Genomic DNA, 18,264 nt, shown 5'->3' with positions numbered 1-18,264 from the left:
GCGTCAGGGCTGGAGTTCGAGCGGGAAGGGCGTGCGTTCGTGATGCTCGGACAATCCCCAACGCGCGATCGAGCCGGCTTCCCAGGCGTGCAGCATTGCGGCGACAGCGGCACGGTCGTTGGCCAGAATAAGCGGCCGAAGATCGTCTAGAAGGAGCAGGAGAGGCCCCATTATGCGGTGGTCGCGCGGGAGGTCAGTGAGAAGATCCAGATTTGCAGCGGCCTCATCGAAGTTACCGAGTGCCGTGTGAAGCAAGGCCCTCATATGCCCTGGCCTGAACGATTCCTCGAATGGGAGCTCCGGCCCTTGCACGAGCGGATTCTCTTTGAGAACCAGCGCCTGCAGACTCAAAGGTCGCAGTGACGGCAACGCGTATTCTCGGAGAATGCGTTCGAATTGCTGCCGGAGGTTGGGTTGCGTCCAGCGGGCCAGCCAGTTTTCGTACCGAAAAACCTCTGACACTGCTCGTGGCGAACCTAATTGCGGATCAAAGCTCGTGCCGACGAACAAGCCAATGTCGAAACGATCGGCTTCGCTCGTCCGATAAATTCTGAACCCGCGGACGACGTGATGGATAGGCACGAGGTAAACCTCATGCCCACGGATCCAAAGACCCTCGCATGGCCGATAAGGCCGAAGCAGGTCGTCGACTTGCCGCCTGGTTGTCAAAATCGTGGCCTCATTTCGATCACAAGAAGCCGGCTTACAAGTCCTCGGATGCGAAGACCTGCATCCGCAAGTACATCTGAGCGCGATCGGGACAACGGGCGACCGACCTTTATATCATAAAGGCAGCGAGTACCATCGCGCCCTTTTTCCATGACATCGAATCGTGCGGTTCCGAGGGTTCCGTAAACCTGTTCTCCATATTCTCGCAGTTCTTTGAAGTATGATCGTTCTGCTTGGACATCAGGGTTATTCCAGGTATCGACGCGTTTCTTGACTCCAAGATGAACAACCGTTCCGTACGCTTGCATCGAAGGGAAGTTGCTCGGTGGCCCTGCTTCGCGTGCTGCGTCATCGAGCATCTCTTGAATTTTCGGCATGTACGGACAAGCTTTTTCGACCTCGTCGCGTTCGACTGTGCCGACCCACGACGTGGTGAACGAATCGACCTTCCCGGGAGTGTAATCATGGGCGCGAAATCCGAGGATAGGCGGAGGGCCATTCGCCTCGCCTAGGCTGTTCAACCAATCGAATAGCTTGCCGGCCGCCTGCAACGGGGAGCCGCCTGTTCCTCGGCCGCGCCGCCATCTGGCCTCGACCACCTCCGCGGTCGACTCAGGTCCGTTTTCTCTCCAGACCGATTGACTGATGACCTCGCCATCCGGCCCACGATCGCGGATCGTCTGGACGTCGGCGGTGGTCTCGAAGCTTGTGGTCTGGCCATTGGGCTCGATGACCGTCTGGCGTTCGTCGAAGCCGGCGGCGCGCGAGGCTGCATATTCCGACTGGATCGTCGTGCCCGCGCCGTCGGTGACGGCCTGCTCGAAGATGGAGCCGTCCTCGTTCCAGCCTTCGCCCAACGAGGACCAGCCGGTATCGGCGTCGAGCGAGGTGCCATCGGGCGAATCCGGATTTCCGCCGCCTGAGCCACCGCCTCCGCCTGTGCCGCTGGTCCATTGGCCGCCGCCGACATTGCCGGAGGGCACGCGCGGTTGGTTCGGGTTGTATTTGCGGAGGAGATGGTCACGCCGGATCAGGCAAAGCTCGTCGCGCAGCCGCAACAAGCGAAGCCGTGCGGCGCGAAGCTCGCGATCGGCGGATGGGCGATGGAGGATCGGCATGAGGGGCTCCTGACGGGGAGCCCAAGTGTCGTGCCGCTACGGCATGGGGGGATAAGTTCGCGTGGGCATCACTTCGCCATGGCTTGCCGGCGCGCCAGCGCGTCCCGATAGGCCTGCGTCAGCTCGTCCAGCACCGATTGCTCGGGCTTGGGCGCATCGAGATGCAGGTGTCTCAGCTCCTGCATGAAGCGCTCCCATAGCGCCGGGCCGCCTTCGCTCAGCAACTCGGCGCGGATCGAGAGCTCTTCCGTGACCGGGAGGAAACGGCGGCCCCAGTCGCCCATCGCGGCGAAGACGGGCACGAGTGCGATGCCCATCTCGGTCAGGCTGTAGATCGCCTTCTGCTTGTGGCTGGCGTCGTCGCGGCGCGAGAGCAGGCCCTTCTCGACGAGGCGCTTCAGGCGGTCGGCGAGGATGTTGGAGACGATGCCTTCGTCCGATTTCGCCATGAGCTCGCGAAAATGCCGGCGGTTGCCGAACATGATGTCGCGCAGGACGATCAGGCTCCAGCGATCCCCCAATATCTCAAGCGTCAGATTGATCGGACAGCCCGAACGGCCGGTCTCGCGCATGCTTGTCTCCAGAACTGCTTGCAATATAAAATCGGTTCGACGTGTCAGCAACCGATTGCAATTCACAACTAGCTAAACGAGCCTGACAGGAGGGTGGGATGGCCAAGGTGATCGTCTGGAATGTGATGACGCTGGAAGGATTCTTCGAAGGCAAGGAGAAGTGGGATCTCAGTTTCCACGGCGATGCCTGGGGTGAGGAACTGGCTGAGCTGAGCAGCGAATTCGGACGCAAGGCCGGGCTGCTGGTCTTTGGCCGCGTCACCTATGAGGGGATGAAAGCCTATTGGACGTCGGCCCAGGAAGAGGGCGAGACCAAAGTCTTCATGAACGCCCTGCCGAAGCTCGTCGCCTCACGCAGCCTGACCGGCTCGGACTGGAACAACACCACCGTGACCGCGGACATCGCCGGGGAAATCGCGCGCCGCAAGGCCGCGCCGGGCAAGGACATCTATGTCTTCGGCAGCGCGGAACTGACGGAGTCGTTGCTGGCGGCCGGGTTGGTCGACGAGATCATGCTCGCGGTCGCGCCGGTCACGATCGGGCAGGGCACGCCCTTGTTCAAGGCGAGCGCGGAGAAGCGCAGTTTCACATTGGTTGCGGCCCGCCCACTGAAGAACGGCACCGTGATCCTGCACTATGGCGTCAAGTCAGCTTAAGCGCGCGGCTCAGCCGCGCCGGACCATCAGCACGGCGGCGAGAATGGCGACGCCGCCGAAGGCCTGCACAGGCGTCGGCTGCTCCCCGAAGAGTGCCCAGGCGGCGAGCACGCTGACCAGCGCCGGCCAGACCATGACGAGCGAGGCGGCGCTGGCGCCATAGCTGCCGAGCGAGAGCGTGATCAGTCCCTGGCCAAGCGCATGGGAGACGAGGCCGAGCGCGGCGACAGCGAACCAGCCCTGCAGACTCGCGGGGACGACGACCTCGCCGAGCGCAAGCGCAGCCGCGAGGCAGAACACGGCGCAGACGATGCTGGAGACGAGGCTGACATAGCCGGCATCGGCCCGGTCGCGGGCACGGCGAACGGCGAGTATATAGGTGGCGTAGGACATCGCGGCGCCGACGGCGAGGCTGTCGCCGAGCAGATTGCCCGAGACCTGCGCCCCGCCGGTGAATTTCGGCAGGACGAGCAGGAGCGCGCCGGCGATCGCCAGCATCAGTGCGCCGAGAATGCGCCGTGACGGGCGCTCGCCGAGCAGCAGCCAGCCGCCGAGCACGACGCCGACCGGAGCGAGATTGCCGAGCAGCGACGCATTGGCGATCGTCGTATGGCCGAGCGCGGCATTGTAGAGCGTAACGTCGATGCCGAAGGTCAGGCCCGCCAGTGCGACCGCGCCGAAGGCGCCGCCACGAACCTTGCCGCCCACCGGTTTGCGCTGCTCCAACGCCGTCCAGACGGCGAGGACCGGCAGGGCGAAGAGCATGCGCCAGAAGCCGGCGGCAGCCGGGCCGACATCGGCAAGGCGCACGAAGATGCCGGAGAAACCGATGAAGGTCGCGCCGGCAAGCAGCGTGAGGAACATCGCGAGAGCGGGCGATGCGGGCCGGACGGGAATAGCGGGAGCGGACATGGTGTTTTCTGACGGATGGTATGGCCAGCTCCGGTCGCGGCGGCGCGGCCGGCTCAGCCTCGTTCACGGGCGGATATAGGGCCCTTCCTTGCATCGGAAAAACGGATTATTCTGATTTAACCATTCTTAAAATCGATCGATGTTGCGCGTTCCGAGGAGGCACCGCATGACTGTTCATTTCGACCTTGCCGCCCTCGGCATGCTGGTGGCGGTGGCGGAAACCGGGGGATTCACCGCGGCGAGCGCGCGGCTCGGCCGCACGCAATCCGCGATCTCCGTGCGCATCCAGGATCTGGAGAACCAGCTTGGCCACAAGCTGCTCGAACGTTCGCGGCGCGGTGTCACGCCGACCGATGCCGGCGAGCGGCTGATTGCCCATGCGCGGCGTCTCCTTGCGGTCGAACGCGAGGCGCTCGCCGATCTCGCCGGCGACACGCCCTCCGGCCGGCTGCGCATCGGCATCCCCGACGACTATATGGACGCTTATCTGCGGCCGCTGATCGCGCGCTTCGCCGCCGAGCATCCGAAGGTGGAGCTCGAAGTGCGCTGCGACCTGTCTAAGCGCATCGAGCCGGCACTGCTGGCGGGCGAGTTCGACCTTGCCGTGGTCACGCAGGATCCGAACAAGCCGATGGGCGAGGTGCTGCGCCGCGAGCCGCTGGTCTGGGTGGCGGCTCGGGGCCACCGGCCGGAGCTGCAGGAGATGCTGCCGCTCGCGCTCTTCGCGGAGGGGTGTCGGGCGCGCCCGCGCATTCTCGCCGCGCTCAACACGGCCGGCAAGGCGCACCGGCTGGTCTTCTCCTGCTCGCACACGTCGGGCGTGCTGTCAGCGGTGGAGGCGGGCTTCTGCGTGGCGGCGATCACCGAGAGCGCCGTGCCGCCTTCACTGCGCCGGATCGGCCCGGCAGAAGGCTTGCCGCCGCTTTTCGAACTCACTGTGGGGTTGATCATGGCGCCGCGGCCCGATCTCGCCGCGCGACGCTTCGCCGACGCCCTGCGCGAGGAAATGAGCCTGCTGAGGCACGCAGCCTGACGCAGCGCATTGCCCAAAAGCGCGCGCGGGCTTAAAGCCAAGGGGACTTCTTTCCTTCAGGCATGGATCCCGGTTCGGCGCCACTGATGCGTGGTGCCCGGGATGGCGGCCTGTCTCAGCTTCCGGTTTCAGACACGATTCGATCTCATGAAATTCCTCGACCAGGCCAAAATCTATGTGAAGGCGGGTGACGGCGGCGCGGGCTGCGTCTCCTTCCGCCGCGAAAAATTCATCGAGTTCGGCGGGCCGAACGGCGGCGACGGCGGGCGCGGCGGCGACATCGTCGTCGAATGCGTGCAGGGGCTGAACACCCTGATCGATTTCCGCTTCCAGCAGCACTTCAAGGCCCGCACCGGCGAGCACGGCATGGGCAAGGATCGCCACGGCGCGAATTCGCCGGCGATCGTGCTGAAGGTTCCGCCGGGCACCGAGATCCTCGACGAGGACGGCGAGACCAAGATCGCCGACCTGACCGAGCCCGGTCAGCGCTTCGTGCTGTGCAAGGGCGGCAATGGCGGCTTCGGCAATGCCTATTTCAAGACCGCGACCAACCAGGCGCCGCGCCATGCCAACCCCGGCCTGCCGGGCGAGGAGCGCTGGGTCTGGCTTCGGCTGAAGCTGATCGCCGATGCCGGGCTCGTCGGCCTGCCCAACGCGGGCAAGTCGACCTTCCTCGCCACCGTCACGGCGGCGAAGCCCAAGATCGCGGATTATCCCTTCACCACGCTGCATCCCGGCCTCGGCGTCGTGCGCGTCGACGCGCGCGAGATGGTGCTGGCCGATATTCCCGGGCTGATCGAGGGCGCGCATGAGGGCCACGGCCTCGGCGATCGCTTCCTCGGCCATATCGAGCGCTGCCGCGTGTTGCTGCATCTCGTCGAGGGCACCAGCGAGCATGCCGGCAAGGCCTACAAGACCGTGCGCGAGGAGCTGGAGGCCTATGGCGGGGGGCTGGCCAACAAGCCGGAGATCGTCGCGCTCTCCAAGGTCGATGCGCTGACGCCGGAAGTGCTCAAGGAGCAGGTCGCGCGGCTGAAGCGTGCGGCGAAGCGCATGCCGATCATCCTCTCCTCCGCCTCGGGCGAGGGGGTCGATGCGGCGCTGAGGGCTCTCTTCGCCGTGGTCGAGGAAGCCCGGCGCGAGGAGGAGCGCGAGAACGCTCCGGCCGCGGAGACCGGCTGGCACCCCTGAGCCAGGTGGCCTCGGTGCTTGAGGCTGTTGTTTTTTGTGGAACGACGCCTGTGAAAGCTCGGGCATGGATTCCGGCTCTCCGCTGCGCTGCGGCCGGAATGACTCGCGTCGCTACGCAAGAGCAGGCCGCTATCTAGCGGAAATCCCGCCAGGCGCCGACACGGTGGATGCTCTCCAGGTCGCGCGCGGCTTCGCCGAAGGGCGCGACCGGCCAGTCCCAGCCCTCGTCGGGGTTGGGCAGCGCGGCGCCGCGCATCAGGTCGAGCCGGTCGGTGATCTTGCCGGTTCGATCACGCTCGATCATCTCGACATCGCTGAGCAAGATCACGCGGCCGTGGAAGCGGCGGAGATCGTCGAGATGCCAGGCGATGCAGCGGGCAGGCAGATCGGCCGGCAATTGCGCGGCTTCGGCGGGATTGTCGGCAAGCCAATCCTCGATCGGCCAGGCGAGCTGCGAGAGCAGGTTGGCGGAGACGACGAGATCGACTGCCGGATCGGCGATGAGGTCGGCGAGCGGATCGCTCCGGCCGCCACTCTCGCCGGCGAGCCAGCCTATGACGCCAGTGAGGTCGCGGGTGAGCAATGCGACGTTGCCGCGCAGGTGCATGCGGAGCCGGACCTGCGGGAGGTGCACGGCATCGACCAGCAGCACGCGCTCGAAACTGGCCGCGAGCAGGCCGAGCGGGATGTCGCGCAGCAGCCCGGACCCCAGAATGACGGCAGTCCGCCGCTCCGGCAGCTCGGCGACGGCCTGCGCGACGATGTCCCGGCAGCGGGCGTGATGCCCGGCCCAGGCCCGGCGCTGGCGAAGGCCGCGCGACCAGAGCGCGACGCTCTCGCCGACGAGGCCGAGCTGGCGGGTCATGCGCGAGGCCGGTGTCGCCAGATGCAAGGCCAGTTCCGCCAGCATGGCTATGCGCCAGCGCTTGGCATCGACTGCTTCCGAAAACCGGTTCTCACTTTTCGGACCGTTGCGTCAGATCAGCGCGCCGCGCGCCGCCACCGGCCAGACTGCTTCGACATGGGCGTCGGGACCGTGCAAGCCGCGCACGCAGACATACCAGTCGTGCAGATTGACCGTCGGGTCGCAATGACCGGGTATTAGCAGCAGCCGGTCGCCGCGATGCGGCAGGGCGATAGGCTCGCCCGTCAGGATGCCGTGCTCGTCCGAGGGCTTGGTGTAGATCGCGCCTTCGCGTCGGAACGGGACGGGCATGCCGGAATCGATGGCGACCGCCTTGTGGCCGGCATCGACGATGGCGCGGTCCGGCACCGGCTTGCTCATCACACCTGCGAGCACGAAGAGTGCGTGCTCGAAGCTGCGGAAGGGCGTGCCGTCGGCCTGGCGGTTGCGGGCGTAGTCGGCGTCCATGAAGATGTAGGAGCCGGCCTGGATCTCGTTCCAGATGCCGGATTGCGTTTCCAGCTCGTAGGTGCCGGTGCCGGCGCCGCTGACGATCTCGCAATTGAGGCCGGCCTGGGCGAGGCGCTCGGCAGTGTTGCGCACGCCGTATCCAGCGCGTTCGATTGCCTCGCGCCGCTCGTCGATCGAGCGCATATGCTGGGCGGACCCGTGATAGGCCTGGATGCCGGCGAAGCGCAGCGTGTTGGAGCGGGCGATAGCTTCCGCCAGCCGGACCGCGCCCTCGCCGGGCGCCACGCCACAGCGCCGCCCGCCGACATCGATCTCGACGAGGACATCGAGCACGACATCGTTGCGCGCGGCAGCCTCGGCCGCGTCGCGCACGCCGTCGGGATGGTCGACGCAGAGGCCGATGCGGGCGCTGCGGGCGAGACGCGCCAGCCGGTCGAGTTTGGCGGGGCTCGCGATTTCGTTGGTGACGAGCACGTCGCCGACGCCGCCCGCGACCAGGATTTCAGCCTCCGCAACCTTCTGGCAGCACTGTCCCACGGCGCCGTTGGCGATCTGCCGCAGGGCGATCTCGGGGCTCTTATGCGTCTTGGCATGGGGGCGCAGCCTGACGCCATGGGCCTGGGTGAAGGCTGCCATGGCGACAAGGTTGCGCTCGAAGGCATCGAGATCGAGCACAAGGGAGGGTGTCTCGATTTCGGCGAGGCTTTGACCGGGCTGCGCCGGCGGCGATAGCGACATGGAGTCTCCTGAGTCGGTTGTGGCCATGGGAGGACAGCTTCGTGTCCTGAGCAAGGCCTGCCTTCTGGATGCGGCCATGCGCCAGTGGCGCTTGCCGCCTTGCCGTGATAGGCGCGGCCCATGAAGATCGGCCGCGTCACCGACGATACCCTCGCGCTCTTCGCCCGCGTTTGGCGCGAGCAGATCAAATCCTACCTTCCGCAGATGCTGATGATTCTCGGTCTCGTCGTGGTCATCGCCGCGACGACGAGCTTCTATCCGCTGCTGATCAAGGCGGCCTTCGATGCCTTCGCCGATCCGCTGACGGCCGAATCGACCGGCTTCGTGCGCCGCATGGAGAGGCTGGTCTCGAAGTCGATCGGCTACGAGATCGGGGTCGTCAATGCGGTCGCGACGGTCGTGGTCATCGTCACTGCGATCAAGGGGTTCTCGCTGCTCGCCCAGACGGTGATGACCAACAAGGTCGTCAGCCGGATCGAGGCGGACATGCAGTCGACGCTCTACGGGCATCTGATCGATGCCGATCTGGCGCAGCTCCAGAAGGAAAATCCCGCCTCTCTCACCCAGCGCTTCACCACCGATTTCACTTTCGTGAAGGAGGCGCTGACGCGCATCGTCAATATCGCGATCCGCGACGTGGTGACGGCGCTCGCGCTCGTCGGCGCGCTGTTCTGGATCGACTGGCAGATGACGCTGGTGGTGGTGCTGATCGCGCCGGTCATCGCCCATCCGATCGGCCGGATCGGCAAGAAGCTCCGGCGCATGGCGAGTTCGCAGCAGGAGCAGACGGGCATCATGGCGAGCCTCGTCACGGAGAGCCTGCAGGGCGCCCGCGTGGCCAAGACGGATTCCCTCGAGCCCTATTTGAAGCAGCGTGCGACCAGCGCCTTCGAGACGATCCGGACGCTGAAGGTCAAGGCGGCCAATGCCCGTGGCCGGCTCGACCCGCTGCTTGAGGTCGCCGGCGGCATCGCGGTCGCGGGCGTGCTCGCTGCCATCGGCGTGCGCATCACCTCGGGCGCCTCCACCGTGGGCGATTTCACCGGCTATGTCTCGGCGCTGCTGCTGGCGGCACAGCCGATGCGCTCGCTCGGCAACCTCAACGCCATCGTCCAGGAGGCCGGTGCCTCGCTGAAGCGCTATTACGCATTGCTCGACGAGAAGCCGCGCATCGTCGACCGGCCGACTGCCAAGCCTCTGGCCATCACGGCCGGCGAAGTCGCATTTCGGCATCTGCGCTTCCGTTATCGCGAGGACCAGCGTGCGCTGGAGGGCATCGATCTCGTCGCCCGCGGCGGCAAGACGACCGCGCTGGTGGGCCGTTCCGGCTCCGGCAAGTCGACGCTGCTCGCCTTGGTGCCGCGCCTGTACGATCCGATCGACGGGCGGATCGAGATCGATGGACAGGATCTGCGCAGCGTGACGCTCGAAAGCCTGCGCCATCAGATCGGCGTCGTCAGCCAGGATGTGGTGCTCTTCGACGACAGCGTGCGCGCCAACATTGCTTTCGGGCGCCCCGGCGCGACGCATGATGACATCGTCGCGGCCGCCAAGGCCGCGGCGGCGCATGATTTCATCATGGCGATGCCGGGCGGCTACGATGCCTCGGTGGGCGAGCGCGGCCACAAGCTCTCCGGCGGCGAGCGCCAGCGCATCGCCATCGCCCGCGCCATGCTGAAGGACGCGCCGATCCTGCTGCTCGACGAGGCGACCAGTGCGCTCGACACAGAGTCGGAGCGCCTCGTGCAGCAGGCGTTGGCGAAGCTGATGAAGGGCCGCACCACCATCGTCATCGCACACCGGCTCTCGACCATCCGCGAGGCCGACCTGATCGTCGTGATGGACGAAGGCAAAATCGTCGAGACCGGCAGCCATGACGAACTGCTGGCGCGCGACGGCGCCTATGCCCGGCTGCACCGGATGCAGTTCCTCGAAAGCTGAGACGCTGGCCAGACCGGCGGTCGCAGCCTAGCGGCAGAATGCGGCGCAGCCGGCTTCCCAGAATGGTTTGCCGGATTCAAGCGGCGGAATCGAGGGCCGCGGCTTGCGGCCGGGCAGGTTTTCGGGGACCGGACTCACCAGCTCCCACCAGCCATGGGCGCATTGCGAGCGGAAGGCCATCTGGTCGGAGATCGAGGTGCCTTCCTTCTCCAGGACGATGTCGAGCGCTGCGCAGATCGCGCGCAGCCGCTCGTCATGGGCGTCGCTCGGATCATTGGCATAATCGTGGAAGGCCTCGGTGAACGCTTCCATTTCCCGGGCGATATGCGGCCAGTCGGTGCGCGCGAGGTTCCAGGCGTCCATCCACTCGCGTACGACCGTCTCGACCGCCTCCGCCTTGGGCTTGTCCTTCACCTTGCGAGCGGTGGTTAGCATGTGGCGCATCAGCTCGGCGCGAGCATGGGCGTGGCGGGCGCGTAGCGCCGCCTCCTGCATCTGCGCGATGGCCTCGGCCGCCTCCTGCTGCAGCGCTTCGACGAAATGCGGCATGGGGCGATCCTTCAGGGCAGGGTGGCGAGCCGTTCGATCATCCGTTCGAACAGCTCCTGGGCTTTCACGGACGCGACGACATGGGTGTTGGGCTCGCGCTTGAGGCGGCCATTCCAGTCGATGGTGGTACGTCCGCGCAGGGGCCCGTCATCGGTTTCCACCGTGACGAAGCAGTCGCGCCCCTCGAAGAGCTCCGGCCAGAGCAGATAGGCGATGACGCAGGGGTCATGCATCGGATGCCCGTCGCTGCCGAGTCCGCCGGGGCGCGGGCGGGTCAGCATGCCGTGGACAGAACGGCCGGCGGCGTTGCCGAGCGCGCCGATGCGGGCGATCTGGGCGTGGCTGGCGATGGCCTGCAGGGTGACGCCCAGGCCGAACATCACGATCGGCCGGCCGCAGCCGAAGACGATCGCCGCCGCATGCGGGTCGACATGGACGTTGAATTCGGCGGCCGGCGTGATGTTGCCGAGTCCGATGGCGCCACCCATCAGGACGATACGCTTGACCTTGGGCAGGATGTCCGGCGCGAGCCGGAAAGCCAGTGCGAGATTCGTCAGCGGCCCGAGCGGGCAGAGCGTGATGCCATCCGGGGGAGCCGCTCGGCAGAGATCGATGATGGCCTGCACGGCATGGCCAGGTGCCGCCTCGCTCGTGGGGGCGGGAAGGCCCGCGCCCGCAAGGCCATCCGGGCCGCAAACGAATTCGGCCGTTTCGAGCGGGAAGACGAGCGGTCCCTCGGCCCCGCGATAGACCGGGATGTCGCGGCGCTTGCCGAGGTCGCGGATACGCAGGGCGTTCGCCGTCGTCTGCCCAACCGGGACATTGCCGGCGACGGTGGTGATCGCCTTGAGGTCGATTTCGCTCGGGCTGGCGAAAGCGAGCAGCAAGGCGACGGCATCGTCCTGCCCCGGATCGGTGTCGATGATGATCGGTTCGTGCATACCCATTTCCACCAACTCAGCCCTCATCCTGAGCAGCCGCGCAGCGGCGTCTCGAAGGATGCTCCAGATGGTTCCCGAGCCTCCCGAAACATCCTTCGAGACGCGGGCTGTGCCCGCTCCTCAGGATGAGGGCTGAGAAATGGAGTCGCATGTCAGGCCGCCTTGGCGTTGCCGGCCATGATCATATGGGCGATGTCGTCCGCGGCGAGATCGCCGAGCGGCCGGTCGACGTATTTGCGGCCGGCGCCCATGATCACGACCCGGTCGGCCAATGCCACGACGTCGCGCATGTTGTGGCTGATCAGGATGACGGTGCGCCCGTCGGCCTTGAGCTTGCGGATGAGGTCGAGGACGAGCGCGCTCTCCTTGACGCCGAGCGCAGCGGTCGGCTCGTCCATGATGATGATCTCGGCGTTCCAGCGTAGCGCCCGGGAGATCGCGACCGCCTGCCGCTGGCCGCCCGAGAGCCGTTCGACGGGGCGGGTCATATCGGTGACGGCGGCGGAGAGCTGCGAGAGGTAGCGCTGCGACTCCGCGATCATCCTCTTCTTGTCGAGAATGCGCAGGAAGGGCAGCAGCACCGGCTTCGTCAGCTCCGAGCCCATGAAGACGTTCTGGGCGATGGAGAGGCGCGGGGCGAGCGCGAGGTCCTGATAGATCGTCGCGACGCCGTTCTCCAGCGCATCATGCGGCGAGCTGAAGGTGAGTGGCTTGCCGCGCAGCCTGATCGTACCGCTCGTCGCGTCCTCGGCGCCGGAGATCACCTTGATCAGGCTCGACTTGCCGGCGCCGTTGTCGCCGCAGAGCGCGACGACCTCGCCCGGGAAGATGTCGAGATCGACGTCTCTGACGGCGACGACCGGGCCGTAGCTCTTGCCGATGCCGCGCAGCGAGAGGAGAGGGGTAGGAGTGGTCATTCCGGTCATGGCTTCAGCGCTTGTCAAGAGTCCGAATGGTTGGCGCCACGGCATGCTCGCCCTTGTGGCGAGCATCCACGTCTTGAACATGGTCTTCGATCACGGAAGACGTGGATGGCCGGGACAAGCCCGACCATGACGCGGAAAGGGCGCACGCCCTCACTTCTTCAGGAACTGCTGGACGTTGTTCTTGTCGACCAGTACGGCTTCCGTGAAGAGATAGGGGCCAGAGGTGATGCTCTCCTTCGGCTTCTTCTCGACAACGATCGCCTGGATCGCGTCGACCGCCTGCTTGCCCATCTCCTCGAAGGGGATCGCAACCGTGGCGACGAAGGTCGAGGCGGGATCGGCGATGCGCTCATAGCTCTCCTTGCCGCCATCGACGGAGATCAGCGGGATCTGGCCCTTCTTCACGCCCTGAGCCTGCAGCAGGTCGTCGATGATATAGGCCTGGCCGTCGAAGGAAGCCCAGATGCCGTTGATCTTGCCCTGATTCTGCAGCAGCAGCGCCTGCATGCCGGCGCGGACGTCGTCGCGCCAGCTCTGGGTGCGGGCCATCGAGAACTTGCCGAGCTCCTTCACCGCCTGGTTCTCGGCGAGGACGGCATCGAGCAGCCGGCCGCGGATGCGCGAGGCGACGTTGAGATCGAAGCGGGCCGAGACGATGTTGCCCTGGTAGCCGAGCTGGCCGAGCAGGTAGAGCGCGGCGTCGGCGCCAACCTTGTACTCGTTGGTCTGGATGTCGAAGAGCGCATGCGGGCTCGCACCGGACTGCACGGTGATGACCGGGATCTTGGCATCCTTCGCGGCCTTGAACTGCGCGTCGGCCTCGACCGGCTTGCCCATGGCGATGATTATCGCGTCGACCTTCTTGGCGATCAGCGCATCGAACTGCTCGGCGTGCTTGGGCAGCGCGCCTTCGGAGTTCAGCAGCGTGACGTTCCAGCCCTTGGCCTTGGCGGCGGCGGCCGCGGCATTGGCGACGCGTGCGTGCGTCTCCGACGAGAACTGGAAGCCGATGATGCCGACCTCGAAGGCTTCAGCCGACGACTGGCCGAGCGCGACGAGCGCGGCGGCGGCCAGCAGCATCTTCCTCAGGCCGAACCCATTCTTGCCGAACATGTGAACTCTCCCCTGTTGTTGTTCTGTATCGCCTAGACCTTGAACGCCGCCTTCTTCATCGCGCTCGCCGAGAAGGCGACCGAGCCGATGATGATCGCGCCGAGCACGATGTCCTGAATGTAGTAGGGCGCGCCGAGCAGCACCAAGCCGTTGCCGAGCACCTTGAGCACCAGCGCCGCAAAGACCGTGCCGGGCACGTTGGGCTTGCCGGGATCGAACATGGTCATGCCGAGGAGCACGGCGGCGATGGCATAGAGCAGATAATCGCCCGCCATATTCGGGGCGGCCGAGGACAGGTTGGCGGCAAGCAGAACGGCCATGATGGAGGCGAAGACGCCGGCCAGCAGCAGGCCGATGCGCTTCATCCGAGCCGTGGCGATGCCGGCGAGCCGCGCCGCCTCGTCCGCCTCGCCGGTCGCGACCATATGGGCGCCGGTCCGGGTCCATTTGACGAGACCCCAGGCGAAGAGCGTGGCGCCGGCCATCCAGAGCACGAGATTGGGAATGCCGAAGGTGTAGCCGCGGGCGAGCCCGGTGAATCCGACCGGCCAGCGGCCGACGAAAGCGACGCCCTGGGTGATCATGAAGGCGAGGCCCTTGGCGATGGCGGCGGTGCCGAGCGTCATGATCAGGGAGGGGATGCGCAGAACGGTGACGCCGTAGCCGTTCAGCGAGCCGAGCACGATGCCGACGCCGAGCGCCGCCGCCACCGCAACGGCCGGCGGGTACTGGAGCTGCACCAGCCAGCCGCAGACGACGGCGGCGAGGCTGGCCATTTCCGCGACGGAGAGGTCGAGTTCAGCCACGGTGAAGGCGAGCGCGAAGCCGAGCGCGAGGATGGCGAGGAAGCTCGTATCCTTGAGGACGTTGACGATGTTGGTGGCGCTGGCGAAGTTCTGCGCAAAGATCAGGAAGAACAGGATCAGCGCCAGGCCGGCGATCGCCGTGCCATAGCGCCCGATCAGTTCGCGTGGGTCGATGCGGCCCAACTCAGGCTCCCCTGGCGATGGTGGAGATCGGCTGGAGTATCTCGATGCCGCCGGTGATCGGGATCAGGGCGCCGGTGACGAAGGCGGCGCCGTCCGAAAGCAGGAATGCGATCACGTTGGCGACATCCTCGGGCCGTCCCAGCCTCCCCAGCGGCGTGCGCACCGCCGCACCCTCGACCAGCGCATTGAACTGCTGCGCGAATCCGTTTCGTACCATTGGCGTATCGATGATGCCGGGCGCAACCGCATTGACGCGAATGCCATGCCGGCCGAGCTGCTGGGCCATGCCGTAGGTCAGCGTCGCGACGCCGCCCTTGGCCGAGCCATAAGCGAGATTGGCGCCGCCATTGCTGTGGGCGATCGAGGAAATATGGACGATCGCACCGCCCTCGCTCTGGGCGATCATCCGGCGCGCGGCGGCTTTGGAGATGCGGAACACTGCCGAGAGATTGACGTCGACCAGTTGGTCCCACTCCTCGTCCTCCATTTCGACCATAGGCACCGGCCGCGAGGCGCCGGCGCCGGTGACGAGATGGTCGAGCCGGCCGAATTTCGACACGGCGAGATCGACGAGGGATTGGGCGAGATCGCGTTCGCGAACATCGCCGGCAAGCGTCACCGCTTCGCCGCCGGCTGCCGCGACGTCCGCCGCCACTGCGTCGAGACCAGGTTGGTCGAGACCGGAGAGTACCAGCCTGTGGCCAGCGCGTGCGAGAGTTACGGCAAGCGCACCGACGATGCCTCCCGAGGCGCCGGTCAGGAGCGTGATGGGAGCGCTTTGCTGCGGGCTGTTCATGGCGGGTCGCGTCGGCATGGGGAAGCGTTCTTACGGGGTCGATTTCGGGTTGGTAAGGCCGGGCAACGCAGCCGAGGTCTGCGCCAGCGCCGTAAGGTCAGCCGAGATCGCGGCGAGCGCTTCCTCGCTGCGGCGATAGAGGCGGTAGAGCGCGTCGTAGGCTGCGCGCCGGGCGGGATCCGGTTCGTAGCGGCTGGAGACCTCGACCAGCGCATCCTGGGCCGCTTCCAGCGAAGCGAAGCGCCCGAGTCCTGTCCAGGCGATGATCGCGGCGCCGAGCAGACCGGGTTCCCCGGCACGGCCGACCACGATCGGGCGGTCGCAGAGATCGGCCTTAATCTGCGCCCAGACCGGATTGGCAGCCGCGCCGCCGCCGAAACGGATCTCGCCGACACGGCTGCCGAGCGCCGCTTCTGCACGCTCCAGAACGAGGCGATTTTGGCAGGCGACACCTTCCAGCACGGCATAGGCGAGGTCGGTCGGCCCATGCCGGCGGCCGAGCCCGATGAAGGCGCCGCGCAGGTTCGGGTTCCAGTAGGGCACGCGTTCGCCCTGCAGATAGGGCAGGAAGATGACGGGCTGGGGATGACGCTCGCCGGCGAGCAGGCGATCGATGCTGCCGCCGACGCTATCCGAACCGCCGAGCAGATCGACCAGCCAGGCGGCTGTGTCGGCGCCGTTCTGGCTGGGGCCGCCGAGATGCCAGAGGCCGCGCCAGTCGACGGTGATGAGGCCCTCGGCCTCGGCCTGTTTCGGACCGAGCACGCCGAGCACCTCGGTCGTGCCGGAAATGTTGTAGGCATAGCCCGTGCGCAGGGCGCCGAGCCCGGCCACTGCTGCCCAGGTGTCGTTGCAACCGCAGAAGACCGGAATACCGGCGAGCCGATCGAATGGCGCGGGCAAGCCGGCCCGAACGGGATCGACGGCGTCGCAGGGTTCGAGGATCGCCGGGATCACGGCCGGCGACAGACCGATGGCGTCGAGCGCCGAGGCCTCGTCGGGCGTTTCCGCGCAGGTGATAAGCCGCGCCATCGAAACCGGGTCGCTCGCCTGACGGCTGGTCAGGCGGTAATTCAGATAGTCCTTCGGTTCGAGCACGCGGGCGAGAGCGCGAAAATTCTCCGGCTCCGCTTCCGCCAGCCAGGCGAGCCGCGCGAGCGGATGGAAGGCGTTGATGCGCCCTGCTTCCGAATGGCTGCCCAGCGCTTCCCGAAGTTTCGTTGCGACCGCGTCCGAGCGGGCATCCTTCCAGGTCAATGCCGGGCGAAGCTCGTTGCCGTCATGGCCCAGGAAGATCTGCGTGCGGGTGACGCCGCAGATCGCGATGGCTTCGATCCGCGCGAAAAGATCGGGCTCCTGCTGCGCCAGATCGCCGGCGGTCTCGAGGAGGAGCGTCCACCAGCCCTCGGCCGCGACCTGCGAATGCCCGAGGCGATCGTCGAGAGCGGGACCGGCGGCGGCGCTTTCGGCCAAAACCGCGCCATTCGGATCGATCAGCGCAGCGCGGAAGCTGCTGCCGCCGAGATCGCAGGCGAGGACGACGCTGATCTGCTGCATGAGGATAGAACCACACCCCTCATTCCGGACAAGCCGCGTTGGCGGCGTCGATCCGGAATCCACCGACGGGCTCCGGTGCTCTACGATGGATTCCGGGTCAAGCCCGGAAGGACGGCGGTCGGGTCATCGGCAGCCAAATCGCGCCGAAGTCAAGGAGGCGGACGCCGTCAGGCCGCACCGCGTGCAGCCTTGAGGATATCGTCGACGAGGCGTTGCGACGCCAGCGCTTCCTCGCCGGTGACGACCGGGTCGTGGCCTTGTTCTATTGCGTCGAGGAAATCGGCGATGACGGCGCGATGGGCGTCGTGTGGGAAGTCCATGATATTGGCGCCGCTGCCGGTCGAGCCCTCGGCTTCGACGATCTCCTCGCGCCCGTCGAGAAAGGCGAGGCGCAGCCGCCCGCCGATCAGGGCCGCGAAGCCTTTCGCGCCGGTGATCTCGATGCGCTCGGGATAGCCGGGATAGGCGGCGGTGGTCGTGACCAGCGTGGCGGGGGCGCCGTCGCCGGTCTCCAGCAGCGCGGAGACGTAGTCTTCGGTCTCCATGCGGTGGAGGGCAGTGGTGCGGGATTGAGCCGCGACGACCCTGGAGACGCCGACCAGCGAGCGAAACAGGTCGAGCGAGTGGATCGCCTGGGTCAGCAATACGCCGCCGCCGTCGCGGGCGAGCGTGCCGCGGCCGGGCTCGTCATAGTAGCTCTGCGGGCGCCACCAGGGCACGGAGAGGAAGGCGGCCTCGATGGTACCGAGTTCGCCCGATTGTAGCGCGGCCTTGAGGCGCAGGCTGGCGGGGCGGAAGCGATGCTGCAGCACGACGCCGAAGGTCCTGCCTGTCCGGCGGGCGGTGTCGACGAGGCGCTGGCCGCGCTCGCTCGTCAATTCGAGCGGCTTCTCGACGAGAACATGCTTGCCGGCTTCGAGACACAGGGCGGAAACGTCGAGATGGCTGCTCGGCGGCGTCAGCACGATGGCGGCGTCAACCGCAGGATCGGTCAGAACGGCGTCGAGATCGGTGGTCGTCGGAAAGGGAAACTGGGCGGCGTAGGCCTTGGCCCGATCGGGCGTCCGGCTCACCGCCCAGCAAACATCCGCACGGTCGGCGAGATCGAGAAGGCTTTTGGAGTGCGGCAGGGCGGCGGGGCCGAGCCCGATCACGGCGATACCGAGTTTGCGTCTCATGTCAGGCGAT

At 66.6% G+C, this 18,264-nt stretch carries 18 protein-coding genes; 4 read left to right on the top strand and 14 right to left on the bottom strand.

The annotated features are described in order from the left end of the window. Positions 1–3: 3 nt before the first annotated feature. The 3 genes from AC1DE3_RS13855 to AC1DE3_RS13845 form a co-directional block, all read right to left on the bottom strand. Positions 4–582: a hypothetical protein gene (locus tag AC1DE3_RS13855; protein WP_476797055.1), complete on the bottom strand. Its 579-nt coding sequence runs from the start codon at positions 580–582 to the stop codon at positions 4–6. 83 nt (positions 583–665) lie between these two features. Then, positions 666–1,787: a hypothetical protein gene (locus AC1DE3_RS13850; RefSeq protein ID WP_476852448.1), complete on the bottom strand. Its 1,122-nt coding sequence runs from the start codon at positions 1,785–1,787 to the stop codon at positions 666–668. Positions 1,788–1,855: 68 nt separating this feature from the next. Further along, positions 1,856–2,359: a winged helix-turn-helix transcriptional regulator gene (locus AC1DE3_RS13845; protein WP_476852447.1), complete on the bottom strand. Its 504-nt coding sequence runs from the start codon at positions 2,357–2,359 to the stop codon at positions 1,856–1,858. 98 nt (positions 2,360–2,457) lie between these two features. Between AC1DE3_RS13845 and AC1DE3_RS13840 the strand changes: the two genes are divergently transcribed. Next, positions 2,458–3,015, top strand: coding sequence for a dihydrofolate reductase family protein (locus AC1DE3_RS13840; RefSeq protein ID WP_476797052.1), 558 nt, complete (start codon positions 2,458–2,460; stop codon positions 3,013–3,015). Between the two features lie 9 nt (positions 3,016–3,024). On the opposite strand, the gene AC1DE3_RS13835 is transcribed toward AC1DE3_RS13840, so the two are convergent. Continuing rightward, positions 3,025–3,927, bottom strand: coding sequence for a DMT family transporter (locus tag AC1DE3_RS13835; RefSeq protein ID WP_476797051.1), 903 nt, complete (start codon positions 3,925–3,927; stop codon positions 3,025–3,027). 166 nt (positions 3,928–4,093) lie between these two features. Between AC1DE3_RS13835 and AC1DE3_RS13830 the strand changes: the two genes are divergently transcribed. Together AC1DE3_RS13830 and obgE are read left to right on the top strand one after the other, a co-directional pair. Further along, positions 4,094–4,960: a LysR family transcriptional regulator gene (locus AC1DE3_RS13830; protein ID WP_441511587.1), complete on the top strand. Its 867-nt coding sequence runs from the start codon at positions 4,094–4,096 to the stop codon at positions 4,958–4,960. A 147-nt stretch (positions 4,961–5,107) separates the two neighbouring features. Beyond that, positions 5,108–6,151 carry a GTPase ObgE gene (obgE, locus tag AC1DE3_RS13825; protein ID WP_476852446.1) on the top strand — a complete coding sequence of 348 codons (1,044 nt, stop codon included), beginning with the start codon at positions 5,108–5,110 and terminating at the stop codon, positions 6,149–6,151. A gap of 133 nt (positions 6,152–6,284) precedes the next feature. Here obgE and AC1DE3_RS13820 read toward each other — a convergent pair whose 3' ends face one another. Together AC1DE3_RS13820 and AC1DE3_RS13815 are read right to left on the bottom strand one after the other, a co-directional pair. Next, positions 6,285–7,061, bottom strand: a complete 777-nt coding sequence (locus AC1DE3_RS13820) for a hypothetical protein (RefSeq protein ID WP_476797050.1) — start codon at positions 7,059–7,061, stop codon at positions 6,285–6,287. Positions 7,062–7,127: 66 nt separating this feature from the next. Further along, positions 7,128–8,264: a DSD1 family PLP-dependent enzyme gene (locus AC1DE3_RS13815; protein WP_441511590.1), complete on the bottom strand. Its 1,137-nt coding sequence runs from the start codon at positions 8,262–8,264 to the stop codon at positions 7,128–7,130. A 120-nt stretch (positions 8,265–8,384) separates the two neighbouring features. On the opposite strand from AC1DE3_RS13815, the gene AC1DE3_RS13810 reads away from it, so the two are divergent. Then, positions 8,385–10,205: an ABC transporter ATP-binding protein gene (locus AC1DE3_RS13810; RefSeq protein ID WP_441511591.1), complete on the top strand. Its 1,821-nt coding sequence runs from the start codon at positions 8,385–8,387 to the stop codon at positions 10,203–10,205. A 27-nt stretch (positions 10,206–10,232) separates the two neighbouring features. On the opposite strand, the gene AC1DE3_RS13805 is transcribed toward AC1DE3_RS13810, so the two are convergent. The 8 genes from AC1DE3_RS13805 to AC1DE3_RS13770 form a co-directional block, all read right to left on the bottom strand. After that, entirely contained in the window at positions 10,233–10,754 is a 522-nt protein-coding gene (locus AC1DE3_RS13805; RefSeq protein ID WP_476797049.1) for a hypothetical protein, read from the bottom strand. 11 nt (positions 10,755–10,765) lie between these two features. Further along, complete coding sequence (locus tag AC1DE3_RS13800) at positions 10,766–11,695, bottom strand: nucleoside hydrolase (RefSeq protein ID WP_476797048.1); 930 nt, start codon at positions 11,693–11,695, stop codon at positions 10,766–10,768. 152 nt (positions 11,696–11,847) lie between these two features. After that, complete coding sequence (locus tag AC1DE3_RS13795; RefSeq protein ID WP_476797047.1) at positions 11,848–12,612, bottom strand: ATP-binding cassette domain-containing protein; 765 nt, start codon at positions 12,610–12,612, stop codon at positions 11,848–11,850. Positions 12,613–12,771: 159 nt separating this feature from the next. Further along, positions 12,772–13,734 (bottom strand): sugar ABC transporter substrate-binding protein, encoded by a 963-nt coding sequence (locus AC1DE3_RS13790; RefSeq protein WP_476797046.1) that lies wholly within the window; start codon positions 13,732–13,734, stop codon positions 12,772–12,774. 32 nt (positions 13,735–13,766) lie between these two features. Next, entirely contained in the window at positions 13,767–14,723 is a 957-nt protein-coding gene (locus AC1DE3_RS13785; protein ID WP_441511596.1) for an ABC transporter permease, read from the bottom strand. A 1-nt stretch (position 14,724) separates the two neighbouring features. Further along, complete coding sequence (locus tag AC1DE3_RS13780; protein WP_476797045.1) at positions 14,725–15,537, bottom strand: SDR family NAD(P)-dependent oxidoreductase; 813 nt, start codon at positions 15,535–15,537, stop codon at positions 14,725–14,727. 12 nt (positions 15,538–15,549) lie between these two features. Further along, positions 15,550–17,076, bottom strand: a complete 1,527-nt coding sequence (locus AC1DE3_RS13775) for a xylulokinase (protein ID WP_476852445.1) — start codon at positions 17,074–17,076, stop codon at positions 15,550–15,552. Between the two features lie 167 nt (positions 17,077–17,243). Then, entirely contained in the window at positions 17,244–18,254 is a 1,011-nt protein-coding gene (locus tag AC1DE3_RS13770; protein ID WP_476797043.1) for a Gfo/Idh/MocA family protein, read from the bottom strand. Positions 18,255–18,264 lie beyond the last annotated feature (10 nt).

This window comes from Allobosea sp. 10L417 (assembly GCF_056395485.1).
Note: the sequence above shows the minus strand (reverse complement) of the source record. Positions and strands in the feature narration are given on the sequence as shown.